Source organism: Metabacillus sp. KJ11-3 (genome assembly GCF_055808295.1).
This window is the reverse complement of the sequence record NZ_CM147865.1, coordinates 4,310,422-4,335,074: the sequence shown is the minus strand read 5'-3', so window position 1 is coordinate 4,335,074 and position 24,653 is coordinate 4,310,422. Positions and strand designations below refer to the sequence as shown.

The 24,653-nt window shown below is 40.4% G+C and carries 20 protein-coding genes, 13 tRNA genes and 3 rRNA genes; 34 read left to right on the top strand and 2 right to left on the bottom strand.

Going from position 1 to position 24,653, the window contains the following annotated elements; all coding sequences use genetic code 11:
• The first annotated feature begins 200 nt into the window (after positions 1-200).
• From uvsE to AC0L8O_RS21520, 3 genes are all read left to right on the top strand, one after another.
• A complete protein-coding gene (uvsE, locus tag AC0L8O_RS21530) occupies positions 201-1,166 on the top strand; it encodes a UV DNA damage repair endonuclease UvsE (RefSeq protein ID WP_473445232.1) in 966 nt (321 codons plus the stop codon).
• Between the two features lie 117 nt (positions 1,167-1,283).
• Positions 1,284-1,763, top strand: coding sequence for a PH domain-containing protein (locus tag AC0L8O_RS21525; RefSeq protein WP_473445230.1), 480 nt, complete (start codon positions 1,284-1,286; stop codon positions 1,761-1,763).
• Positions 1,750-3,189 carry a PH domain-containing protein gene (locus AC0L8O_RS21520; protein WP_473445228.1) on the top strand — a complete coding sequence of 480 codons (1,440 nt, stop codon included), beginning with the start codon at positions 1,750-1,752 and terminating at the stop codon, positions 3,187-3,189. The genes AC0L8O_RS21525 and AC0L8O_RS21520 overlap by 14 nt, the downstream gene beginning before the upstream one ends.
• 45 nt (positions 3,190-3,234) lie before the next feature.
• On the opposite strand, the gene AC0L8O_RS21515 is transcribed toward AC0L8O_RS21520, so the two are convergent.
• Positions 3,235-3,957, bottom strand: a complete 723-nt coding sequence (locus AC0L8O_RS21515) for a rhomboid family intramembrane serine protease (RefSeq protein WP_473445226.1) — start codon at positions 3,955-3,957, stop codon at positions 3,235-3,237.
• A gap of 302 nt (positions 3,958-4,259) precedes the next feature.
• On the opposite strand from AC0L8O_RS21515, the gene acpS reads away from it, so the two are divergent.
• The 13 genes from acpS to AC0L8O_RS21450 all read left to right on the top strand — a co-directional run bounded on the left by acpS (position 4,260) and on the right by AC0L8O_RS21450 (position 15,997).
• The gene (gene acpS / locus AC0L8O_RS21510) at positions 4,260-4,625 is read left to right on the top strand and encodes a holo-ACP synthase (protein WP_473445224.1); all 366 of its coding nucleotides are present in this window, start codon (positions 4,260-4,262) and stop codon (positions 4,623-4,625) included.
• 201 nt (positions 4,626-4,826) lie between these two features.
• Positions 4,827-5,846, top strand: coding sequence for a LolA family protein (locus AC0L8O_RS21505; RefSeq protein WP_473445222.1), 1,020 nt, complete (start codon positions 4,827-4,829; stop codon positions 5,844-5,846).
• A 168-nt stretch (positions 5,847-6,014) separates the two neighbouring features.
• A complete protein-coding gene (gene alr, locus AC0L8O_RS21500; RefSeq protein WP_473445220.1) occupies positions 6,015-7,184 on the top strand; it encodes an alanine racemase in 1,170 nt (389 codons plus the stop codon).
• 705 nt (positions 7,185-7,889) lie between these two features.
• Positions 7,890-8,240, top strand: coding sequence for a type II toxin-antitoxin system endoribonuclease NdoA (gene ndoA / locus AC0L8O_RS21495; protein ID WP_026562078.1), 351 nt, complete (start codon positions 7,890-7,892; stop codon positions 8,238-8,240).
• 450 nt (positions 8,241-8,690) lie between these two features.
• Positions 8,691-9,521, top strand: coding sequence for an STAS domain-containing protein (locus AC0L8O_RS21490; protein WP_473445218.1), 831 nt, complete (start codon positions 8,691-8,693; stop codon positions 9,519-9,521).
• A gap of 3 nt (positions 9,522-9,524) precedes the next feature.
• Positions 9,525-9,887: an STAS domain-containing protein gene (locus AC0L8O_RS21485; RefSeq protein ID WP_026562076.1), complete on the top strand. Its 363-nt coding sequence runs from the start codon at positions 9,525-9,527 to the stop codon at positions 9,885-9,887.
• 3 nt (positions 9,888-9,890) lie between these two features.
• On the top strand, positions 9,891-10,292 hold the full coding sequence (locus AC0L8O_RS21480) for an anti-sigma regulatory factor (protein ID WP_026562075.1): 402 nt from the start codon (positions 9,891-9,893) through the stop codon (positions 10,290-10,292).
• 10 nt (positions 10,293-10,302) lie between these two features.
• Positions 10,303-11,310 carry a SpoIIE family protein phosphatase gene (locus AC0L8O_RS21475; RefSeq protein ID WP_473445216.1) on the top strand — a complete coding sequence of 336 codons (1,008 nt, stop codon included), beginning with the start codon at positions 10,303-10,305 and terminating at the stop codon, positions 11,308-11,310.
• Positions 11,311-11,366: 56 nt separating this feature from the next.
• A complete protein-coding gene (locus AC0L8O_RS21470; protein WP_473445214.1) occupies positions 11,367-11,699 on the top strand; it encodes an anti-sigma factor antagonist in 333 nt (110 codons plus the stop codon).
• Complete coding sequence (rsbW, locus tag AC0L8O_RS21465) at positions 11,696-12,178, top strand: anti-sigma B factor RsbW (protein WP_026562072.1); 483 nt, start codon at positions 11,696-11,698, stop codon at positions 12,176-12,178. Before AC0L8O_RS21470 ends, rsbW begins: the two co-directional genes overlap by 4 nt.
• Positions 12,144-12,935, top strand: a complete 792-nt coding sequence (gene sigB / locus AC0L8O_RS21460; protein WP_473445212.1) for an RNA polymerase sigma factor SigB — start codon at positions 12,144-12,146, stop codon at positions 12,933-12,935. Before rsbW ends, sigB begins: the two co-directional genes overlap by 35 nt.
• On the top strand, positions 12,932-13,531 hold the full coding sequence (locus AC0L8O_RS21455; protein ID WP_026562070.1) for a PP2C family serine/threonine-protein phosphatase: 600 nt from the start codon (positions 12,932-12,934) through the stop codon (positions 13,529-13,531). The genes sigB and AC0L8O_RS21455 overlap by 4 nt, the downstream gene beginning before the upstream one ends.
• A gap of 303 nt (positions 13,532-13,834) precedes the next feature.
• A complete protein-coding gene (locus AC0L8O_RS21450; RefSeq protein WP_473445210.1) occupies positions 13,835-15,997 on the top strand; it encodes a Tex family protein in 2,163 nt (720 codons plus the stop codon).
• A 21-nt stretch (positions 15,998-16,018) separates the two neighbouring features.
• On the opposite strand, the gene cmpA is transcribed toward AC0L8O_RS21450, so the two are convergent.
• Positions 16,019-16,132, bottom strand: coding sequence for a cortex morphogenetic protein CmpA (cmpA, locus tag AC0L8O_RS21445; RefSeq protein WP_098799762.1), 114 nt, complete (start codon positions 16,130-16,132; stop codon positions 16,019-16,021).
• Positions 16,133-16,224: 92 nt separating this feature from the next.
• Between cmpA and AC0L8O_RS21440 the strand changes: the two genes are divergently transcribed.
• The 18 genes from AC0L8O_RS21440 (at position 16,225) to thiL (ending at position 24,652) form a co-directional block, all read left to right on the top strand.
• Positions 16,225-16,683, top strand: coding sequence for a SprT family protein (locus AC0L8O_RS21440; RefSeq protein ID WP_473445208.1), 459 nt, complete (start codon positions 16,225-16,227; stop codon positions 16,681-16,683).
• A gap of 130 nt (positions 16,684-16,813) precedes the next feature.
• A tRNA-Asn gene (locus AC0L8O_RS21435) sits at positions 16,814-16,888 on the top strand.
• 3 nt (positions 16,889-16,891) lie between these two features.
• Positions 16,892-16,982: transfer RNA gene (locus AC0L8O_RS21430), tRNA-Ser, on the top strand.
• Positions 16,983-16,992: 10 nt separating this feature from the next.
• A tRNA-Glu gene (locus AC0L8O_RS21425) sits at positions 16,993-17,064 on the top strand.
• 96 nt (positions 17,065-17,160) lie between these two features.
• Positions 17,161-17,237 (top strand) — tRNA-Asp (locus AC0L8O_RS21420).
• A gap of 73 nt (positions 17,238-17,310) precedes the next feature.
• A tRNA-Gln gene (locus tag AC0L8O_RS21415) sits at positions 17,311-17,385 on the top strand.
• Between the two features lie 61 nt (positions 17,386-17,446).
• Positions 17,447-17,522, top strand: a tRNA-Lys gene (locus tag AC0L8O_RS21410).
• 12 nt (positions 17,523-17,534) lie between these two features.
• Positions 17,535-17,620 (top strand) — tRNA-Leu (locus AC0L8O_RS21405).
• 12 nt (positions 17,621-17,632) lie between these two features.
• Positions 17,633-17,718: transfer RNA gene (locus AC0L8O_RS21400), tRNA-Leu, on the top strand.
• Between the two features lie 87 nt (positions 17,719-17,805).
• Positions 17,806-17,882, top strand: a tRNA-Arg gene (locus AC0L8O_RS21395).
• An 11-nt stretch (positions 17,883-17,893) separates the two neighbouring features.
• Positions 17,894-17,970, top strand: a tRNA-Pro gene (locus AC0L8O_RS21390).
• Between the two features lie 12 nt (positions 17,971-17,982).
• A tRNA-Gly gene (locus AC0L8O_RS21385) sits at positions 17,983-18,056 on the top strand.
• Positions 18,057-18,164: 108 nt separating this feature from the next.
• Positions 18,165-19,715, top strand: a 16S ribosomal RNA gene (locus AC0L8O_RS21380).
• A gap of 227 nt (positions 19,716-19,942) precedes the next feature.
• Positions 19,943-22,871: ribosomal RNA gene (locus tag AC0L8O_RS21375) — 23S ribosomal RNA — on the top strand.
• Positions 22,872-23,079: 208 nt separating this feature from the next.
• A 5S ribosomal RNA gene (gene rrf, locus AC0L8O_RS21370) occupies positions 23,080-23,195 on the top strand.
• The 16S, 23S and 5S rRNA genes sit together here with 13 tRNA genes alongside, the layout of an rRNA operon.
• A gap of 11 nt (positions 23,196-23,206) precedes the next feature.
• Positions 23,207-23,283: transfer RNA gene (locus AC0L8O_RS21365), tRNA-Met, on the top strand.
• Between the two features lie 76 nt (positions 23,284-23,359).
• Positions 23,360-23,436 (top strand) — tRNA-Asp (locus tag AC0L8O_RS21360).
• A 229-nt stretch (positions 23,437-23,665) separates the two neighbouring features.
• On the top strand, positions 23,666-24,652 hold the full coding sequence (gene thiL, locus AC0L8O_RS21355) for a thiamine-phosphate kinase (RefSeq protein WP_473445206.1): 987 nt from the start codon (positions 23,666-23,668) through the stop codon (positions 24,650-24,652).
• Position 24,653 lies beyond the last annotated feature (1 nt).

Sequence of the window (24,653 nt, the reverse complement as noted above, 5' to 3'; positions counted from 1 at the left end):
AGCACAGGACGTGCAAGTGCAGTCGTTGCGACAGGTCGTCGCGGGTCAAGCCAATTTAGAATTGAAGGCAAAGAGCACCTTATATTCTAAATAGCCTTATTTGTCCTGGGTTGTTCAAGGCGCTTGCGCTTTTTTGGTTTTATATGAAATTAATAGTTGGGGAAGCTAAGGGAAAATGGGTTAAAGAGGTGTAATGTAACATGACCATTATCCAATTAGGCTATGTAGCGATGAGTATGAATTTGCAAAATTGCTCTCCCTCTCAGACGATGACATATGCTCAATTTCAAAAAATTCAAGACAGAGAAGCTGTTATTAAGAAACTTGAAAAAATTGCAAGGTCAAATCTCTCAAATTGTCTGCGGTTATTAAAGCATAATCTTGCTCATGACATTCACTTTTTTCGGTTTAGCTCAAAACTAATTCCTCTTGCTAATCATGAAGAACTGAGTGACTGGAAGTACATGAGAAACCTTTACGGACCACTACAAGAAATAGCAGAGTTTATTGGACAACACCCTATGCGAGTTGGGTTTCATCCGGATCATTTTGTTGTCTTGAATTCAACGAAACCGGAAATTATGAAAATGTCTGTCAAAACATTACATATGCATGAAATGTTGCTGAAAGGCATAGGGGTGAATCCTGAACATCGGTGTGTTATTCATATAGGTGGAGCTTATGACGATAAAATAAAGGCGTTAGAACAGTTTATTCATAATTGGGGGCTAATTCCAGCCTCCTTACAAAGAATGCTTCTTTTTGAAAATGATGATACAACGTTCCATTTACAAGATGCCCTTTATTTATGTGAAAAGCTTGGAGTGCCTCAAGTGTTTGACTATCATCATCATTTAGCCTTCCATGAAGAACCGGAATGGGAGAAGCAGTGGGAGAGAGTTATTGGTACTTGGCATGCATCTCCACTACCAGTTAAAATGCATATTTCAAGTCCAAAAAATGAAAAAGATTTTAGAGCTCATGCGGATTATATAGATCCAAACATGTTTTTGAACTTCTTACATAGTGTAAAGGGAAGTGTTCAGCAAATTGACTGTATGATCGAAGCGAAACAAAAAGATAATGCCTTATTTCAATTGGTAACAGATTTACAATCGGAAAAAAGCATTGAATGGATAGATCAGTCATCTTTTAAAATACATTAAATCCCCTCTGAAGAATATAAGCTTACTGTGCTATAATAAAATGGGATAATTTTCTTTTTTTATTATTGGAAAGCATAAGAAAATAGTTAAAATTTAAGCTTTGAAGGGGAGAGAAGGTTGAGGAAACAACCGCAAAATCAGATTAGTCTAAGGGCGCTAACTGTATGGAGATTTAGTGCTTTGATAAGTGCCGGACTATCATTATTAATCTTGATTGGTCTGGGGATTGGTGCCTATTTTCTTGAGCTGTCGTACTGGTATACTGTTGGTGCAGCTGGGATATGGGTGATTTACTCAATCATTAGTATATTTATAGTCCCAAAGGTCAGACATCGAGTATGGAGATATGAAGTTCATGAGCATGAAATTGATTTGCAATTTGGCCTCTTTATTATTAAGAGGGTGTTAATACCGATGGTAAGGGTTCAGCATGTAGATACCCACCAAGGGCCGCTTCTTAGAAAGTATAAATTAGCGTCAATTGAAATCTCAACAGCTGCTACAAAGCATGAAATACCTGCACTTGATCTTGCAGAGGCAGATCAGCTAAGAGATCATATCTCAAGGTTAGCAAGGGTGACAGATGATGATGTTTGAGCCGAAGAGAATTCATCCTGTAGGAATGATTTTGAGCTTTGTTAACATGATAAAGTCATACATTATACCTGCAATTATCTTCTTTTTCGTTAGTAGTAATGAATCCTTCAATTTATATATTATTATTGGAGGATGTCTTCTAATTTTATTCGTTGTGGTGACCAGTATATTAGAATGGTGGAAATTCACCTATATCATTGAAAATGGAGAATTAAGGATTGAACATGGAATATTCGTTAAGAAAAAAAGATATATTCCCATTGAGAGAATCCAAACCATTAATGTAAGCGCAGGAGTTATTCAGCAAATTTTCCGCTTGGTGAAGTTGCAAATTGAAACGGCTGGAAGCGGAATGGAAGCTGAAGTGAGTTTAACTGCTATTAAGAAACAAGAAGCGGATCGAATTCAGGAGGAAATATCCAAGCATAAGCAGCTATCGAAGTTATCGATTAGTGAGGATGAACAAGAAGAAGTCCTACTTGATCAGCCAACCTATAAAATGACTACAAAGGATTTATTAGTTGCTGCTAGTACTTCTAGTGGAATTGGCGTAATAATCTCAGCCGTAGCTGCCTTCGTTTCTCAATTTGATGAATTTATCCCGTATGATCAAGTTATCGATCGCTTCGACTTTTTAACAAATGCAAGTATTACCCTCTATGCAATTCTAATTTTTATTGCTTTTTTTATCGCATGGATACTGAGTATCATTGGTGTAGTCTTAAAGTATGCTTATTTTACTGTCATTAAAGCTGAGGAAGAACTAAAAATATCCAGAGGGATTTTTGAGAAAAGACAAATTACCATTCCAACAAAACGTATTCAAGCGATCCAAATTGTTCAAAATCCTCTAAGACAGCTCTTAGGATACACAACAATTTATATTGAAAGTGCGGGAGGAAATTCAGGGGATGAAGGTCTTTCTACCATTTTATTTCCTGTTGTACCAAAGAGAAACGTTGAACAGCTTTTATTAGAGTTTCTACCGGATTTTAAACAGCAAAGTGACTTGCATCGATTACCAAAGAGATCAATGATCCGCTATTGTTTCCGAAAGACAATACCTGCTCTTTTCGTCATGATACCGGTAGCGTATTTTCTTCAACCTTGGGGCTATGTATCCATCATTCTTTTACCTGTTGCTGCTTGGTGGGGATATGCTACCTATAAGGATGCAGGATGGAATTATCACGGAGATCAATTAAATATTGTATTCCGTATCATTTCCAAAACACATGTGCTTGTTAATCGGAATCGACTACAGTCTGTTAAGAGTAAAACAACGTACTTTCAAAAAAGAGTATCCTTACAAACCTTTGAATGTACAATAAAGTCAGGACTACTGGGACGCAATTTTACAGTTAAAGATCTTGATCAACAGGATGTGGAAAAGATCATAAACTGGTATTCATATGAAAAAAGTTAATAAGCTAATTAAAGAAACAGACACAGCAATTGGCTGTGTCTGTTTCTATAAAAGCCTAAAGATTAGGCCCAGTAAAATAAGGATAATAAACAAAATCCAAATGATATGCTTAGGGCTGAAGTTAAGACTGAATTTAGTTCGACTGTAGCTTGGGCTGTAAAAGGATTGGTGTGAAAATTGAGCGCTTTTCCTGATAACAAAGGGAGCAAATATAAATCCACCAATCATTCCAAATATATGTGCAACAACATTAATGTTTGTATTGAAAAAGGTCATAACAAGACCGATGACTAAAATGCTGATGATCATTTGCGAATTTGCTTGATCAATGAGCCCTTTTCTAAAAACAACAATAAATAGATATACACCTAAAATGCCGAAAATAGCACCAGAGGCCCCTATATGAGAATATTGAAGCGGTTCAATTATAAACGTTGCTATATTGGCAACCACTCCAGAGCTGATATAGATCAAAATAAATTTTGCTTTTCCCAGCATTCTCTCTAAAGCTGGCGCAAATAAGATAAGAGAGATGGAATTAAAAAACAGATGACCAAACGCAATATGTAAAAAGATAGGTGTAATAAGTCTCCAATACTCTCCGTTTGCAATCCCGGCATTATATCCATCTAATAAACCTAATAAGATCTTGAGTTGAGGTATAGGTATCTGAAGTAGTAACCAAAATAAGATGTGAATACAAACAAGAAACGATACAACAGGGTATAATTGAAGAAACGTACGAAAGTTTTCAGATCTAGTAAACATGTGTCCTCCTTGCAGTTATTTATTTTTAAGCTGGCAGGCGAATAGCTTTTTAAAAAGGTAAGAAAGTATAAATTTTTGTACTTAGTGATGGTGTCCAGCTCCAGCACCTAGCCCCTCTAGGGTCTAGCCACAAAGGAATAGAAAACAAAGAACGTCTTCTATTCCTTTGCGTCTTATTTGCCTGAGGCTGATCAAGGCGCTTGCGCTTTTCTTATCTTTACTATTAGTTTTATACTAACACGAATATGTACAAGATATGGCAATTAGTACTATTAATAGGTTTGGAAGGTGTTGTTATACATATGATAACAGGAATCGGCTTGGATATAATTGAACTTGATCGCATAAGAAGAATTGTTGAGCGCCAACCGGGCTTTATAAAGCGGATTCTAACGATGAATGAAATTGAGAAGTTCGCAACTCTTTCGAAAGAAAGAAAGGTTGAATTTTTAGCAGGGCGATTTGCTGCTAAAGAGGCCTATTCAAAAGCACTGGGAACAGGAATTGGTGAGGGAATAGGATTTCAAGATATCGAGGTTATTAATGATGAAAAAGGAAAACCGTACATCAATATATTAAAAGAAACACCGGAAAACCCAAGTATTTTTGTTTCCATTACACATACGCGCCAATACGCAGCTGCTCAAGTGATTTTACAAGAGAGGTAAGGGAAGTAGTCCTTACTTCTTTTTTCTTTTTCCTGGCTAGTTTGCATATTCGATAGTGTTGTCTCATATATTGGGTAATGCGATAGGGAAGACAAGTTGTTTTCTTAGATATCATCTGTAGATAAACTTGAGAGTTATGGGATGAGGTCTAGTGAACATTCTTCCTGTATAACGTTATATGAGGCAAAGGGGTTGAAAAAGTTGAAAAAAAGCTTGGTGTTATTATTAGTAGGGCTTTTAACAGTACTAGTTCTAGCGGGATGTGGGGAGAAATCACAGGCTGATGTCGTCCAAGCATTGGAAAAGAAAATTGAAGAAATGTCAGGTTACAAAGCAAAGGGAAAAATGACACTTCAAACAGGAAGTGAACCACAGGAGTATGAAATTGAAATTTGGCATAAAGGACCGACGTACTATCGAGTAAATCTGAAAAATTCGCAAAAAGATCAAAGTCAGATGATTTTGCGTAATGATGAAGGTGTATTCGTGTTAACTCCAGCACTTAATAAGAGTTTCCGATTCCAAAGTGATTGGCCTCAAAACAGCAGTCAAGCATATCTCTTTGAATCATTAGTTAGTGATATTTTAAAGGATACAGAAGCGAAATTTAGTGCTGCTGAGGACAAATATGTATTTGAAACAAAAACAAATTATCAAAATAATAAAATGCTACCAGCACAGGAAATTACGTTTAATAAAAAAGATTTAGCTCCTACAATGGTGAAAGTTATGGATACTGACAGAAACCCACTAGTTGTTGTTGAATTTTCAAGCTTTGAATTTAATGCATCGTTTGATGACAACTCATTTGATGTAGAAAAAAATATGTCGAGTGCTCAAATTGAAGTTCCGACAATGGCAACAGGAGACCGTGAGCCATTTGCTGTAAAGTATCCTTTAGAGCAACCAAACGGTGTTAAGCTTCTGGAGGAAACGGAAGTCGAAACTGATAATGGTAAACGAGTGATCTTAAGCTTTGGCGGAGAAAAATCATTCACGTTAATTCAAGAGACTGCAGAGATTGCGACACCGGCATCAGCTTCAGCATCAACATATGTTGATGGATACCCTGCTGATTTAGGATTTACAATCGGGGCGATGTCAGAGAATTCTTTAACATGGTCACATGATGGCGTAGATTATATGCTAGCCTCAGAAGATTTAACGGAAGAAGAAATGTTAATGGTTGCCCAATCAGTCCAAGGTCAAACAGCTAAGTAAAAAATCGGGTGGTCATCCACCCGATTTTTCTCTTCAATTTATACCCCTCACATTTTACCACATGGATATTTTTACCCAATTTCCTCAAATTTTTCTCATCATTATTTGACATTACTGTCTCTTAATCGGGATAATCATTCTTAGAAGATAAGATGAGGAAGTGGAGTTATGCAAGTGGGTTTTTATCGTGATACATGGGTGGAAGTAAATCTGGATGCAATTGAACATAATGTTAGAAGGATGAAAAAACATATAGGTGAAAAAGTAAAATTAATTGCTGTTGTCAAAGCAAATGGTTATGGACATGGGGCAAAGCAAGTGGCTGAATCAGCACTTCAATCTGGTGCATCGATGCTTGCTGTTGCGTTTATAGATGAAGCCATATCTTTAAGGCAACAAGGGATTAAGGCTCCAATATTGGTGTTGGGGGCAATTCGTGCTGCTGATATTGAACTTGCCGGTAAGTTTGATCTTATTCTTACGTGCTTTTCAATTGAATGGCTTAAAGAGGCAAGTGAGAATTGTGAGTCACAGGGGATTCATCTTCATATTAAGGTTGATACGGGTATGGGGCGCTTGGGAGTAAGAGAAGAGCATGAGTTGAAGGAAATAGTTGAGTTTGTTGATTCTTCACCATACTTTCAAATTACAGGGATCTTCACGCATTTTGCAACAGCTGATGAAGATGAACCATCATATTTTTTAACCCAATACGAAAGATTTCAGCAATTTCTATCAGTTATTGATCATGAACAATTACTTGTTCACTGTGCAAATAGTGCAACAGGATTAAAATTTTCTACAAACTTATATAATGCAGTGAGACTAGGGATTTCGATGTATGGATTATCCCCTTCAGTAGAAATGAAAAATAAACTTCCCTTTACATTGGAAGAAGCTTTTAGTCTACAAACGAAATTAGTTCATGTGAAAAAGGTACCGAAAGGAACAAAGATTAGCTATGGTGCCACTTATGAGACGCAGCAAGATGAATGGATTGGAACGTTGCCAATTGGATATGCTGATGGATGGATAAGAAAATTAAAAGACTCAGAAGTATTAATTGATGGTAAACGCTTGTCACTAGTAGGAAGAATTTGTATGGATCAGTGTATGGTAAGGCTACCTTACGAATTGCCTATAGGTACTAAAGTAACGCTGATTGGTGAGCAAAAGGGACAAAAAATTTCAATAGATGAGGTTGCAAAGCGACTTGATACAATTAATTATGAGATTCCTTGTATGATCTCAACACGTGTTCCTCGTACGTATCTGAAAGATAAACAAATTTCGGAACAAAGCAATCCTCTTTTAACTAATATGTCCAAGGAATCCTAACTTTTGAAATGTCACCAAGATAATGAATAAATTAAATATACATGACGATAATAGAGAAGGGTAAACATTTAAGGGTAGTCACGATCTTTTCTTTTGTATAAATATCAAGGATGCAGACTAAAGCACTTGTGCTTTTCTTTATTCGGTAAAGAAATATATTTAATTGGTACTAAGTTTTAGTGTCTAGCTCCAACGCCTATCACCTTACAAACTTCAGATCATCTCCCTACTTTAAGTCAACATCGGTTTGCTTCGCCTACCGTGTTTAAATCTTTAGTCGATGCTTCTCCAGTTTGTGCGGCGATGATCAAGGCGCTTATGCTTTTCTTATTAAAATGCTTTGCATCTCGTAAAGTAAATGTTATTATTAAATGTGGAATGAATATAATAGGATGGTAAGTTTGGTGGAGGTGTATGTTTGTGTCTGAATCCAGCGCAACAACAGAAATTTTAATTCAGTTACCTCAAGCATTAGTATCGGAATTGGATGGACTGGTGAAACAGGAGAACGGAAACAGAAACGAGCTTATTTATCAAGCGACAAAAATGTATATTAGAGAGCGTAAAAAACGTCAGATTCGTGAATCTATGCGACGTGGATACATGGAAATGGCAAAGATTAATTTAAACATTGCATCTGAAGCATTTTTGGCAGAATCTGAAGCTGACCATACCGTAGAACGCTTAGTAAGCGGGGTTAATCATTTGATTGTTAAACGTGGCGACGTTTATTTTGCCGATCTTTCCCCTGTTGTAGGCTCTGAGCAAGGCGGAGTACGTCCGGTATTAATTATTCAAAATGATATTGGGAACCGCTTTAGTCCTACAGTCATTATAGCGGCAATTACGGCGCAAATTCAAAAAGCAAAATTGCCAACTCATGTTGAGATTGATGCGAAGCGTTACGGGTTTGAAAGGGATTCGGTTATCCTTCTTGAACAGATTCGAACGATTGATAAACAAAGACTGACTGACAAAATTACCCATCTTGATGATGAAATGATGGATAAAGTTGATGAAGCTTTACAAATAAGCTTAGGACTTATCGATTTTTAATGTATGTTAATAATAGAACCGCGAACTTAAAACAAAAGGGTGCCAATTAAAGCATCCTTTTTTGTTTTATTAGAAAGTTCTATGTATAAAGATCTATTTGCCTAAGGCTGATCAAGGCGCTTGCACTTTTGTTCACGTTTAGGAATTATAAATTCTTGAACTGTGGATAAGCGCTTCGACATCCAGCTCCGAAGCGCAGGATATGCAAGTGCAGTCGTTGCGACAGGACGTCGCGTTTTTAGAATTCCAGCGCCTAGCCCCTCGAGGTCATAAGCCACAAATGAATTGAAGACAAAGAACGTCTTCTATTCATTTGCGTCTTATTTGCCTGAGGCTGATCAAAGCGCTTGCGCTTTTGTTCTTAGCGTATATCTTTTTTTTAACTTCTAATAACTGTATAATTGACAATGATGACATGATCGTTAATTTTTAAGGAGGAGTATCAGAAACATGAATCAAGCTTCTAATCCATTTTTGGCGTTTATTCAAGGTAATAGAGAAGAACTTATAGAAAAATGGGAACTAAAGATGAAAAAGGAAGATGATCAAAAGCTATCATCTGTTATCTCAGATCATACTTATACTAATATTTGCAATGAATATATTAATATATTACTACATTCTTTCATGAATCCGGATGACGAGGCTTCAAGTAAGATTGGCGATTTTTCACAAAAGATTGTTCAGCTAGGATGGTCATTACGTTTTCTTACAACCAGCTTATCTGACATGAATAAAATATTATTTGAAATGATGACAATTAATAGTACTGAAGAAGAAAAAATGAGTTTAGTTTGGGCGTTTGATCATTGGATAGCTCCTATAAATAGTGAAGTTCTGCACCAATATGCTTCTTCATGGGAGAGAACGGTATCTCTTCAAAAGATAGCCTTACAAGAACTGTCGGCACCTCTAATTCCAGTGTTTGATAATATTACAGTAATGCCCTTAGTAGGAACAATTGATACAGAAAGAGCAAAGCGCATAATGGAAAACCTTCTACAGGGAGTTGTTAAACATCGAGCTGAAGTAGTACTAATTGATATTACAGGTGTACCTGTTGTTGATACAATGGTAGCGCATCATATAATTCAAGCTTCTGAAGCTGTAAGATTAGTTGGGGCAAAGTGTTTATTAGTTGGTATCAGACCTGAGATAGCCCAAACCATTGTGAATTTGGGAATAGACCTAAGTCAAGTAATCACAAAGAACAGTTTGCAAAAGGGAATAGAATCTGCATTAGAAATGACGAATCGTCAAATTGTATCCTTGGGGGAATAGCAAATGAATCCTAGAATACCGATTTTAAAATTATATAATTGTTTGCTCATATCAATCCAATGGGAGTTAGATGATCAAACAGCCCTTCAATTTCAAGAAGATTTACTTCACAAAATTCATGAAACAGGTGCTAATGGGGTAGTCATTGATCTTACTTCTGTAGATGTTATAGACTCCTTTATTGCTAAGGTTTTAGGTGATGTGATAAGCATGTCGAAATTAATGGGGGCAAAGGTTGTTTTAACAGGAATACAACCAGCGGTAGCCATTACATTGATCGAGTTAGGCATCCAGCTTGAGGATGTGCAAACAGCCTTGGATTTAGAAAAAGGTCTTGAAACATTACAGCGGGAGTTGGGGGAGTAAAGCATGGAAAACCAATCCTGTGTTAAAATTGTCACCGAATGGGACATTGTAGCAGCTCGACAACTAGGTCGGAATGTTGCTAAAGAGCTTGGATTTGGTACGGTTGATCAAGCGCGAATTACAACTGCTATTTCCGAATTAGCTCGTAATATATATCTATATGCAGGACAAGGGGAAATGCGCATTGAACGCATTCAGGACCTTGGAAAAAAAGGTTTAAAAATAATAGCCATTGATAGTGGACCGGGTATTCCTGATATACGTAAAGTTATGGAAGACGGCTTCTCAACCTCCGGGGGATTAGGAGCGGGTTTACCAGGGGTAAAACGTTTAATGGATGACTTTGATATTTCTTCCTCTGTAGGTGAAGGAACTAATATTCAGGCGGTGAAATGGCTTCGGTAGGAGGGTGTAAATGGATTATCGTGATGTGCTTGAACCGAAATATCGGGAACTACTTAGAAACTATTTAAATGAACAAACTGAAACTGCATTATATCAAGGTCAAAAATTCAGTAGGAAAACGATTGAACATCAAATTCCACCTGAAGAGATTATTAGTACTCACCGAAAAGTATTACAAGAGCTTTTCCCGGGTATACAAAAGGATGTTTTAGCTTCGTTGGACTTTTTGCTTGAGGTTATGATGGGATATGGCCTTGCTTATCAGGAGCATCAAAGTTTACGGGATCAGCAACTTGAGATCCGATCTGAAATACAAATTGCTGCAAATGTTCAGCAAACTCTATTAGAGACAACTGTGCCTTGTATTAATTCGTTAGATATCGGAGCAATTAGTGTCCCTGCTAAGCAAATGAACGGAGATTATCATCACTTTGTCCAAGATGATCAAGGAATTAGTATTGCAGTAGCAGATGTGATTGGAAAAGGTATTCCTGCGGCTTTGTGCATGTCGATGATTAAATATGCGATGGATAGCTTTCCTGAATCACGTAAAAATCCGAATCAAATCTTGGAAAATCTAAATCGGGTGGTTGAACGCAACGTTGATCCGAGCATGTTTATTACAATGTTTTATGGGATGTATAATATTGAAGATCATACGTTTACATATGCCTCAGCAGGACATGAGCCCGGCTTCTACTTTAAAGCTGATACACAAACATTTGAAGATTTAGATGCGAAGGGGCTTGTTTTAGGTATAGATCAAAATTATAGATACCTGCAATATCAGTCCAAGGTACAACCTGGAGATATGATTGTTCTATTATCAGATGGAGTAACAGAATCACGAACAGACGAAGGGTTTGTTGAAAGATCTGCCATTACAGAATTGATTAACCGATACAAAGATTTATCAGCTCAGGAAATGGTGGATAAAATTTACAGGCATTTTGAAAAGATGCAGGATTTCCAATTGAGAGATGATTTCACACTAATAATAATGAAAAGAATGGTTTAAAGAAACTTTTTACGGGGTATGTAATAGCATAAAAGTTCTTTTCGAGGTGATAACGGATGAATATAAAAGTTGATATAAATAATTTTGATGCTCAGACGGTCGTTTCCGTAGCTGGAGAAATTGATGCCTATACGGCACCAAAGTTACGGGAGGCAATTTTGCCATTAGCTGAAGAAGCGGATCCAAACATTACGATTAATTTGAAAGATGTATCTTATATGGATAGTACGGGCTTAGGAGTATTCGTTGGGTTGTTAAAGAGTGTGAGAAAAAACAACGGTCAATTGAATTTGGTTGAGTTGTCGGATCGTTTGGAACGCTTATTTACTATAACTGGACTAAGTGACATCATTGATATATCTTCAAAATCAGAAGGTGGGGTACAATGAAGCAACTAGTAGATTATATAGAGATGAAGGTGCCGGCTAAACCAGAGTATGTAGGGATTATCCGTTTAACACTCTCTGGGATTGCTAGTAGAATGGGATATTCATATGATGATATAGAAGATTTAAAGATTGCGACAAGTGAAGCTTGTACGAATGCTGTGCAACATGCTTATAAGAACAGTGAAGAAGGCGAAGTAGTAGTAGGCTTTGGTCTTTACGATGATCGTCTTGAAGTCATGATTGCTGATAATGGAAAAAGCTTTGACTTTGAAAAAACGAAAAATGAACTTGGTCCTTATTCTTCTACAAGCCCTGTTGATCAACTTCCAGAAGGAGGTTTAGGTCTCTATTTGATGGAAACGCTCATGGATGAAGTCCGTGTACTTGTTAATTCTGGAGTAACGGTCTTCATGGTCAAGTATTTAAGCGGGGAGCGAATTGATCATGGCACAACCATCTCAAAGTATGAAACTAACTAAAGAACAGGTAATTGAGCTTATTCTTGAATTTCAACGAAATGAAAGTGAAACAGCTCAATTAGCCCTTGTTGAACACTATACAGGATTAGTTGAAACATTAGCGAAAAAATATTCTAAGGGGAAAAGTTTCCATGAAGATCTAAGGCAAGTTGGAATGATTGGTCTATTAGGAGCGATTAGAAGATATGATCCAACGGTTGGTAAGCCGTTTGAGGCATTTGCTATCCCAACCATTATTGGAGAGATTAAAAGATTCTTGAGGGATAAAACATGGAGTGTACATGTCCCTAGAAGAATTAAAGAGTTAGGACCGAAAATTAAAGCGGCAGTAGAACAACTAACAAATGATAATCAACGTTCACCTAAGGTGCAGGAAATAGCTGAATACTTAGATGTGACAGAAGAAGAAGTACTAGAAACAATGGAGATGGGTAAAAGCTATCAAGCCTTGTCTGTTGATCATTCAATTGAAGCGGATTCTGATGGAAGTACGGTTACAATTCTTGACATTGTAGGCTCTCAAGATCAGGGCTTTGAGAAGGTAAATCAAAAGCTTATGTTACAAAGTGTATTGCATGTTTTATCTGATAGAGAAAAAGAAATTATCGAATGTACGTTTATCTTAAATAAAAGTCAAAAAGAAACTGGTGAGCAACTTGGCATATCACAAATGCATGTGTCTAGGTTGCAAAGGAGAGCTATTCAAAAGTTGAGAGAAGCGCTTTCGAAAGATATGCCGCCGGAGCTAAATAGATGATTGTAAAAGAGTTTAATGAACATGTTCATACATTGGCTTTTCAATTACCTAAGGAAGGTAAATCCTGTTGTGGTGATAGCTTTTATATAAAAACAACAGATAACTTTATGATTTGTGCTTTAGCCGATGGTCTTGGAAGTGGTGAGCGAGCTAACGAATCTTCTGCTGCAATTAGCTCATTAGTTGAACAAAACTATGATGAAGATGTGGATGCTCTGATGCGATTGTGTAACGAAGAACTCAAGGATAAGCGTGGAGCCACTGTTTCGATCTTAAAGGTCGATTTTCACTCTAAAAGTTTTACGTATAGTTCTGTTGGTAATATTCGATTTATGCTTTATGGGCCTTCAGGAGCATTTATTTATCCACTTCCTATTCTAGGTTATTTATCAGGTAAACCACAAAAATATCGAACACAAACATATTCCTATGAGATAGGTTCGAAATTTATCATTTATACTGATGGCTTAGTATTGCCAGGGATAAAAGCATTATTGAATAAAGGAAATTCTGTTGAAGATCTATCACGACAACTTGACATATATACGAAAAAAAGAACGGATGATTTAACATACATAGTCGGTCAGCTTTTTTAATTATTGAATTAGCTGGTCGGCTTTTTTGTACGATCAGAAAGTATTTAAATTTTTTTGGATGATAGTATAAGAAAAACTAAGGCTTTCGTCATTAGGGATTGGCGACAAGCCATGTTTATCTAATTTGCTTATATAGTAGAAGGTGAAAATTGGTTCCTTCCATTCTGCTCCCGCAAGGCCCCCGGGAGGAAGCGAAGCTTATTGGGGGCATATTTTATTAGCTGCAAGATATTTGGTAAAATGGTTATAAGTGTTTTCAAGTTTTTACATAGAAAAGCAGATGTCTTGTTTGGAGGATTAAAAATGATAGAAAGACAAGAACGTATTATGAATCATATTAGCAAGGAGCTGGGAATCAATCTAAAACAGGTGTCTAATGTGATTTCACTTCTGGAAGAAGGAAATACAGTACCATTTATCGCAAGGTACCGAAAAGAACAAACAGGCGCATTAGATGAAGTGCAAATTCGGGATATATCAGAAAAATGGACATATACTCAAAACCTAGAGAGCCGCAAAGAAGAAGTATTACGTCTAATTGATGAACAAGGAAAGTTAACAGAACAACTTGCAGCTGAGATTCACTCATCAATGAAGCTCCAACAAGTTGAAGATCTATACAGACCTTATAAGCAAAAGAGAAGAACAAAGGCAACCGTTGCAAAGGAAAAAGGCTTAGAACCTTTAGCGAAATGGATACTTACATTGCCTAATCAAGGGAGCATAGAGCAAAAAGCAGAGGGGTTTCTCAATGAAGAAAAAGGAGTAACTTCTGTTGAAGAGGCCATTCAAGGAGCACAGGATATTATCGCTGAGCAAATTTCTGACCAACCTAAGTACCGTCAATGGATACGCGATACAACATTTCGTAAAGGGCAAATCTCTTCTTCTGCCAAAGATGAAGAGAAAGATGAAAAAAATGTATATGAAATGTATTACGAGTATGAAGAACCTATCCATAAAGTTGTCCCACATCGAATATTGGCATTGAATCGCGGAGAAAAGGAAGAAGTCATTAGGGTTTCTATTCAGCCGCCTGCCGAACAAATTATTGAGTACCTTAAGAGAGAAGAACTTAAGCGAAAAACATCCATAGTTAATGAAGTAATGATAAGTGCGATTGAAGATGCATATAAAAGGTTAATTCAACCTTCTATTGAGAGAGAGATTAGAAAAGAATTGTCTGAGAAGGCAGAAGACCGTGCTATTCATATATTCTCAGAAAACCTCAGAAATCTACTCTTGCAACCTCCGTTAAAAGGAAAGATGGTCCTTGGAGTCGACCCCGCATATCGAACCGGATGTAAGTTAGCGGTTGTAGATGAGACAGGTAAAATGCTTCAAATTGGTGTTGTTTACCCACATCCGCCAGTTAATAAGAAAGAGCAAGCAAAAGAAAAAGTTATGGATGTGTTAAAGACATATCACATTGAAGTGGTAGCGATAGGGAATGGGACAGCTTCAAGAGAAACAGAGCAATTTATTGCAGATATATTAAAAGAATTGAATGGTGATACTTCTTATTTAATTGTTAATGAAGCGGGAGCAAGTGTTTACTCAGCGTCTGATCTTGCCAGAGAAGAATTTCCGGGTTTACAAGTTGAAGAAAGAAGTGCAGTTTCTATTGCTAGAAGGTTACAAGATCCATTAGCTGAACTTGTAAAAATAGACCCTAAATCAGTCGGTGTTGGTCAATATCAGCATGATGTTTCCCAAAAGAAATTAAATGACTCTCTAACCTTTGTTGTCGAAACAGTTGTTAACCAGGTAGGTGTTAATGTAAATACGGCCTCACCTTCTCTTCTTCAATATGTGGCAGGACTAAGTAAAGCAGTTGCAAACAATGTTGTAAAGAAGAGAGAGGAATTAGGTAGATTTTCAAATCGAAAACAACTAAAGGATATTCCCAGATTAGGTGCAAAAACATTTGAACAGTGTATAGGTTTCTTACGAGTAATCGATGGAGATCATCCTTTAGATCGAACAAGCATACATCCTGAACGATATGGTGAAGTAGAAAATCTTCTAAAACAATTGGATGCATCACAATCAGACTTAGGAACTGAGGAACTTAGGGAGAAAATTAAAAACTTGAATATGAAGGAAGCGGCTGAAGCTCTAGGTGTGGGAGAGTTAACGTTAAAGGATATTTGTGACGCTCTTATTCGACCGGAAAGGGATCCCCGGGACGAAATTTCTAAGCCGTTATTAAAAAAGGATGTCCTTAAGTTGGAAGATTTACAAAAGGGGATGGAATTACAAGGAACAGTAAGAAACGTTGTCGATTTTGGAGCGTTTGTTGATGTTGGTGTCAAACAGGATGGCCTTGTTCATATTTCAAAGTTAAGCAATTCTTTTGTAAAACATCCATTAGATATTGTTTCCGTAGGAGATGTTGTAACGGTCTGGGTTGATGATGTGGATTTCAAGAAAGGCCGTGTAGCACTCACGATGGTAAATAAATAAGAATATAGAAGAAACACTGCCTTATGAGCAGTGTTTTTCTCTATAAAAGAACCAGCATTGATTGAGTAATTTTATTTGGTAACGATTTTTTTCTAAAAATGCACGTTGCATTTGATTTTGTAACCATGATGGCATGGCTCATACCTCCTCAGCTATTATAATGGAGTATGGGTGTTTATAATGTATGCAGGTACAAGTTTGAGTGTTACTCGAAATGGGGGATTTTTTTGAATGATCTAATGCTGCAAAGTTTAGTTGAAGAAATATCATTAACTTATTTTAATAAAAAATTTAAACATAGAGCATATTTTAACAGCCGTCTTAGAACAACTGGCGGAAGATACATGTTACATAGTCATAATATTGATGTAAATCCTAAGTATTTTCAGGAGTACGGACTGGATGAGGTGATTGGGATTATCAAACATGAATTATGCCATTATCATCTTCATTTAGAAGGTAAGGGGTATAAGCATGGTGACCAAGATTTTAAATTATTGTTAAAGAAAGTAGGAGCTCCGAGATTTTGCCGCTCATTAGGTAATGAAACAAAAGTTCAGAAAACATGTTTGATATATCGATGTAGAGATTGTCACCAAGAATATAAAAGAAAGAGAAGAGTGGATACAACAAGGCTTGTTTGCGGGAAATGCTCTGGAAAAATCTATCTTTACAGAAAGGGTTGACTCTAAAGTTGATACTGTGTTAAATTATAAAAGCCGTCGCAGGTGACGGTTAAGAATGAAACTTTTTAACAATCTTAGTTGACAGGACAAACCCTAATTAATATAATTAAGGAAGTCTGTAAGGAAATATTCCGCAGTAGCTCAGTGGTAGAGCTATCGGCTGTTAACCGATCGGTCGCAGGTTCGAATCCTGCCTGCGGAGCCATATGGGGAAGTACTCAAGTGGCTGAAGAGGCGCCCCTGCTAAGGGTGTAGGTCGCGTAAGCGGCGCGAGGGTTCAAATCCCTCCTTCTCCGCCATATTCATTGTGGCCCGTTGGTCAAGCGGTTAAGACACCGCCCTTTCACGGCGGTAACACGGGTTCGAATCCCGTACGGGTCATATCATATCGCAGGTATTACTAGGAAGTGGGTGCACTTACGAAAGATAAAAGCCCACCTCCTATTTATTTCTCGAAACTTATAAATAAAAAATCTTGGTCCGGTAGTTCAGTTGGTTAGAATGCCTGCCTGTCACGCAGGAGGTCGCGGGTTCGAGTCCCGTCCGGACCGCCATTTATTTTGAAAAAATATCTTGTGGATTCAAGGTAGATATGATATAATTTAATTCTTGTGACTTTAATGTTATTGGGCTATAGCCAAGCGGTAAGGCATCGCACTTTGACTGCGACATGCGTTGGTTCGAATCCAGCTAGCCCAGCCATTTTTTTAGTTGAGAGTCATTAAAACAAGAAGGAATCAACTTTTACATCTCATTATAAAATGAGCCATTAGCTCAGTTGGTAGAGCATCTGACTTTTAATCAGAGGGTCGAAGGTTCGAGTCCTTCATGGCTCACCATTTACACACCGTGCGGGTGTGGCGGAATTGGCAGACGCGCTAGACTTAGGATCTAGTGTCCTTGTGACGTGGGGGTTCAAGTCCCTTCACCCGCACCATTATTTAGTTTCGCGGTCGTGGCGGAATGGCAGACGCGCTAGGTTGAGGGCCTAGTGGGGGCGACCCCGTGGAGGTTCAAGTCCTCTCGGCCGCACCAACAAACATTTAAGTTTTTAAAAAAAGCACTTGACTTTGATGTTTGAAGGTGTTATTATAGTAAAGTCGCTTATTGATAATAAATATTGCGCCCGTAGCTCAATTGGATAGAGCGTTTGACTACGGATCAAAAGGTTAGGGGTTCGACTCCTCTCGGGCGCGCCATAATACATTTACGGGAAGTAGCTCAGCTTGGTAGAGCACTTGGTTTGGGACCAAGGGGTCGCAGGTTCGAATCCTGTCTTCCCGACCAGACGTATCTTTTGCGGGTGTAGTTTAGTGGTAAAACCTCAGCCTTCCAAGCTGATGATGAGGGTTCGATTCCCTTCACCCGCTCCAATTTAAATGATCTTTGAAAACTAAACAAAACCAAGCGTGCCAACGTTAATTTCGATTAACAAAAACGTACTATATAGTGCAAATTTTTTATGAGCTATATCAAACACTTTATTGGAGAGTTTGATCCTGGCTCAGGACGAACGCTGGCGGCGTGCCTAATACATGCAAGTCGAGCGAATCTGAGGGAGCTTGCTCCCAAAGATTAGCGGCGGACGGGTGAGTAACACGTGGGTAACCTGCCTGTAAGATTGGGATAACTCCGGGAAACCGGAGCTAATACCGGATAATATTTTGAACCGCATGGTTCAAAATTGAAAGACGGCTTTTAGCTGTCACTTACAGATGGACCCGCGGCGCATTAGCTAGTTGGTGAGGTAACGGCTCACCAAGGCAACGATGCGTAGCCGACCTGAGAGGGTGATCGGCCACACTGGGACTGAGACACGGCCCAGACTCCTACGGGAGGCAGCAGTAGGGAATCTTCCGCAATGGACGAAAGTCTGACGGAGCAACGCCGCGTGAACGATGAAGGCCTTCGGGTCGTAAAGTTCTGTTGTTAGGGAAGAACAAGTACCAGAGTAACTGCTGGTACCTTGACGGTACCTAACCAGAAAGCCACGGCTAACTACGTGCCAGCAGCCGCGGTAATACGTAGGTGGCAAGCGTTGTCCGGAATTATTGGGCGTAAAGCGCGCGCAGGCGGTTTCTTAAGTCTGATGTGAAAGCCCACGGCTCAACCGTGGAGGGTCATTGGAAACTGGGGAACTTGAGTGCAGAAGAGGAGAGTGGAATTCCACGTGTAGCGGTGAAATGCGTAGAGATGTGGAGGAACACCAGTGGCGAAGGCGACTCTCTGGTCTGTAACTGACGCTGAGGCGCGAAAGCGTGGGGAGCGAACAGGATTAGATACCCTGGTAGTCCACGCCGTAAACGATGAGTGCTAAGTGTTAGAGGGTTTCCGCCCTTTAGTGCTGCAGCAAACGCATTAAGCACTCCGCCTGGGGAGTACGGTCGCAAGACTGAAACTCAAAGGAATTGACGGGGGCCCGCACAAGCGGTGGAGCATGTGGTTTAATTCGAAGCAACGCGAAGAACCTTACCAGGTCTTGACATCCTTCGCTACTTCTAGAGATAGAAGGTTCCCCTTCGGGGGACGAAGTGACAGGTGGTGCATGGTTGTCGTCAGCTCGTGTCGTGAGATGTTGGGTTAAGTCCCGCAACGAGCGCAACCCTTGATCTTAGTTGCCAGCATTCAGTTGGGCACTCTAAGGTGACTGCCGGTGACAAACCGGAGGAAGGTGGGGATGACGTCAAATCATCATGCCCCTTATGACCTGGGCTACACACGTGCTACAATGGATGGTACAAAGGGCTGCAAGACTGCGAAGTCAAGCGAATCCCATAAAACCATTCTCAGTTCGGATTGCAGGCTGCAACTCGCCTGCATGAAGCCGGAATCGCTAGTAATCGCGGATCAGCATGCCGCGGTGAATACGTTCCCGGGCCTTGTACACACCGCCCGTCACACCACGAGAGTTTGTAACACCCGAAGTCGGTGGGGTAACCTTTTGGAGCCAGCCGCCTAAGGTGGGACAGATGATTGGGGTGAAGTCGTAACAAGGTAGCCGTATCGGAAGGTGCGGCTGGATCACCTCCTTTCTAAGGATATGAGGTACGCTTGGTATTTTGTTTAGTTTTGAGAGATCATACGATCTTTCAATAAGTAAGAAAACACATAGGAGTGAAAATGCATTCAGCATTTGATTAACCTGTGATTTATGTTCCTTGAAAACTAGATAACGAAAAACAATTCAAGTAATTCACTGAGTTTAAACGCTTAGTTTAGTGATTCTCTTAATAATGAAAGTGACATCTTTGATGTCAAAGGTTAAGTTGTTAAGGGCGCACGGTGGATGCCTTGGCACTAGGAGCCGATGAAGGACGGTACTAACACCGATATGCTTCGGGGAGCTGTAAGTAAGCTTTGATCCGGAGATTTCCGAATGGGGGAACCCACTGCTCGTAATGGAGTAGTATTTTCACCTGAATACATAGGGTGATAAAGGCAGACCCGGGGAACTGAAACATCTAAGTACCCGGAGGAAGAGAAAGCAAACGCGATTTCCTGAGTAGCGGCGAGCGAAACGGAATTAGCCCAAACCAAGAGGCTTGCCTCTTGGGGTTGTAGGACACTCTATACGGAGTTACAAAGGAACGGAGTAAATGAAGAGGTCTGGAAAGGCCCGTCAAAGAAGGTAACAACCCTGTAGTTGAAACTTCGTTCCCTCCAGAGTGGATCCTGAGTACGGCGGGACACGAGAAATCCCGTCGGAAGCAGGGAGGACCATCTCCCAAGGCTAAATACTCCCTAGTGACCGATAGTGAACCAGTACCGTGAGGGAAAGGTGAAAAGCACCCCGGAAGGGGAGTGAAAGAGATCCTGAAACCGTGTGCCTACAAGTAGTCAAAGCCCGTTAATGGGTAATGGCGTGCCTTTTGTAGAATGAACCGGCGAGTTACGATCCCGTGCAAGGTTAAGTTGATAAGACGGAGCCGCAGCGAAAGCGAGTCTGAATAGGGCGAATGAGTACGTGGTCGTAGACCCGAAACCAGGTGATCTACCCATGTCCAGGGTGAAGTTCAGGTAACACTGAATGGAGGCCCGAACCCACGCACGTTGAAAAGTGCGGGGATGAGGTGTGGGTAGCGGAGAAATTCCAATCGAACCTGGAGATAGCTGGTTCTCTCCGAAATAGCTTTAGGGCTAGCCTTGAAATGAGAGTCTTGGAGGTAGAGCACTGATTGGACTAGGGGCCCCCATCGGGTTACCGAATTCAGTCAAACTCCGAATGCCAAAGACTTATGTTCAGGAGTCAGACTGCGAGTGATAAGATCCGTAGTCAAGAGGGAAACAGCCCAGACCACCAGCTAAGGTCCCAAAGTATACGTTAAGTGGAAAAGGATGTGGAGTTGCTTAGACAACCAGGATGTTGGCTTAGAAGCAGCCACCATTTAAAGAGTGCGTAATAGCTCACTGGTCGAGTGACTCTGCGCCGAAAATGTACCGGGGCTAAACGTATCACCGAAGCTGTGGACTGTTCTTACGAACAGTGGTAGGAGAGCGTTCTAAGGGCTGAGAAGCCAGACCGTAAGGACTGGTGGAGCGCTTAGAAGTGAGAATGCCGGTATGAGTAGCGAAAGAGGGGTGAGAATCCCCTCCACCGAATGCCTAAGGTTTCCTGAGGAAGGCTCGTCCGCTCAGGGTTAGTCGGGACCTAAGCCGAGGCCGAAAGGCGTAGGCGATGGCCAACAGGTAGAAATTCCTGTACCACCTCCTCACCATTTGAGCAATGGGGGGACGCAGAAGGATAGGGTAAGCGCGCTGTTGGATATGCGCGTCCAAGCAGTTAGGCTGACAATGAGGCAAATCCCATTGTCACATAAGCTGAGCTGTGATGGCGAGGGAACTATAGTACCGAAGTTCCTGATTCCACACTGCCAAGAAAAGCCTCTAGCGAGGTGAGAGGTGCCCGTACCGCAAACCGACACAGGTAGGCGAGGAGAGAATCCTAAGGTGAGCGAGAGAACTCTCGTTAAGGAACTCGGCAAAATGACCCCGTAACTTCGGGAGAAGGGGTGCTTTTTAGGGTGAATAGCCCGGAAAAGCCGCAGTGAATAGGCCCAGGCGACTGTTTAGCAAAAACACAGGTCTCTGCGAAGCCGCAAGGCGAAGTATAGGGGCTGACGCCTGCCCGGTGCTGGAAGGTTAAGGGGAGAGGTTAGCGCAAGCGAAGCTTTGAACCGAAGCCCCAGTAAACGGCGGCCGTAACTATAACGGTCCTAAGGTAGCGAAATTCCTTGTCGGGTAAGTTCCGACCCGCACGAAAGGCGTAACGATCTGGGCACTGTCTCAACGAGAGACTCGGTGAAATTATAGTACCTGTGAAGATGCAGGTTACCCGCGACAGGACGGAAAGACCCCGTGGAGCTTTACTGTAGCCTGATATTGAATTTTGGTACAGCTTGTACAGGATAGGTAGGAGCCTGAGAAGCCGGAGCGCCAGCTTCGGTGGAGGCGTCGGTGGGATACTACCCTGGCTGTATTGAAATTCTAACCCACAGCCCTGATCGGGCTGGGAGACAGTGTCAGGTGGGCAGTTTGACTGGGGCGGTCGCCTCCTAAAATGTAACGGAGGCGCCCAAAGGTTCCCTCAGAATGGTTGGAAATCATTCGTAGAGTGTAAAGGCACAAGGGAGCTTGACTGCGAGACCTACAAGTCGAGCAGGGACGAAAGTCGGGCTTAGTGATCCGGTGGTTCCGCATGGAAGGGCCATCGCTCAACGGATAAAAGCTACCCCGGGGATAACAGGCTTATCTCCCCCAAGAGTCCACATCGACGGGGAGGTTTGGCACCTCGATGTCGGCTCATCGCATCCTGGGGCTGTAGTCGGTCCCAAGGGTTGGGCTGTTCGCCCATTAAAGCGGTACGCGAGCTGGGTTCAGAACGTCGTGAGACAGTTCGGTCCCTATCCGTCGTGGGCGTAGGAAATTTGAGAGGAGCTGTCCTTAGTACGAGAGGACCGGGATGGACGCACCGCTGGTGTACCAGTTGTCTTGCCAAAGGCATAGCTGGGTAGCTATGTGCGGAAGGGATAAGTGCTGAAAGCATCTAAGCATGAAGCCCCCCTCAAGATGAGATTTCCCATAGCGTAAGCTAGTAAGATCCCTGAAAGATGATCAGGTTGATAGGTCAGAGGTGGAAGCGCGGTGACGTGTGGAGCTGACTGATACTAATCGATCGAGGACTTAACCTAAATAGAAAAGCGGAAGAAGCCCGTTTAAATCCATAGGGCATTGGAGCGATCGAGAAGAAGTCGTTCTTTGACTTCGTCCGAGAGAGTGAAATGACCGTAGGATTTGGCTTCTGTAGCTGGACAATGTAAGAGCATAAACTCAGTTAGTGAATATGAATTGTCTATCGTTATCTAGTTTTGAAGGAATATGCCTTCAAACTTTATAATATCTGGTTATGATGGCGAAGAGGCCACACCCGTTCCCATGCCGAACACGGAAGTTAAGCTCTTCAGCGCCGATGGTAGTTGGGGGTTTCCCCTTGTGAGAGTAGGACGTTGCCAGGTATTATTATTATCGCGGGGTGGAGCAGTCTGGTAGCTCGTCGGGCTCATAACCCGAAGGTCGCAGGTTCAAATCCTGTCCCCGCAACCAATTTAAGTTGACGACGCTACGTCGAATATTCTTCATAGCGAGGCAACATAGTAGTACTGAAAAGTGCAACCATTATGGTCCGGTAGTTCAGTTGGTTAGAATGCCTGCCTGTCACGCAGGAGGTCGCGGGTTCGAGTCCCGTCCGGACCGCCATATAATTGATTGCTTGCGAAACATAGATGTTTCGTTTTTTTTATGCTCTTTTTTAGATTGAAACACAAACTAAAAATTATATTAATTCCACCTTTAGAATTAATATGGTACGATAGAATGTGTCAAACTTGGTTAAACTAATTATTAGTTTTCTACGACAAAACCACTTCCTTAGGAAATACTCCTAAGGTTTTTTCATAGGTAAAATATTAAGAATATGGAGAACGAAATGGATGAATTTGATTTTATTAATAAGGTAAAACCAGATCGTATCTTTCAACAAAATGTAAAAGTTGCTATAGGTGATGATGCAGCTATATATGAATCTTCTCATGGTTTTCATCAAGTAGTTTGTGTAGATACCATGGTTGAGGGTGTTCATTTCCTTAGAAACCTATCTTCTCCTTTTGAAATAGGGTACAAGGCGCTGGCCGTTAACGTGAGTGATCTTGCTGCTATGTCAGCAATTCCTCTGTATTATTTCATTTCTCTAGCTGTACCTTCAAATTGGAATGAAGATGATCTTATTGAAATTTATGAGGGAATGAAGAAGCTATCAGAGGAATACAAAATGGATCTTTTAGGTGGCGATACAGTTTCTACCTCAGATAAACTCGTGATTAGTGTAACAGTCATTGGAGAGGTGGAAGAAGGTAGAAAAACTCTAAGGAGTAATGCTAAGAATGAGGATATTGTCTTTGTAACAGGAACAATTGGTGATTCTGCTGCAGGGCTAGCCATTTTATTAGGTCAAACTTCTTTACGTAATGAATCTTTAAAAATGTATTTTACAAAAAAGCATAAGATGCCAATTCCTCAAGTGAAGGCAGGAAGATTGATAGGCAAGTTAAAAAGAGCATCATTAAATGATATAAGCGATGGATTGGCAAGTGAATTAAATGAAATTTCTGAAGCTAGTCACGTCGGAATCACAATAGATGAAGATGATCTTCCACTAAGTGATGAACTTTTATTATTACAGTCAACCTCTCTTCTTCAAGATTGGGCCCTATATGGTGGAGAGGATTATGAATTAGTTGGGACAACTTCACCAGATTCATGGGAAAAATTAAAGAAAGACTGTAATGAACTAGGGATAAAAGTCACTAAGATAGGTTTCGTTGATTCCAGCCATAAAGAGGTAATGCTAAAATCAAAGAATCAAGAGTATATAAAACTTAAAAAATCAGGGTATAACCACTTCAAAAAAAGTTAAG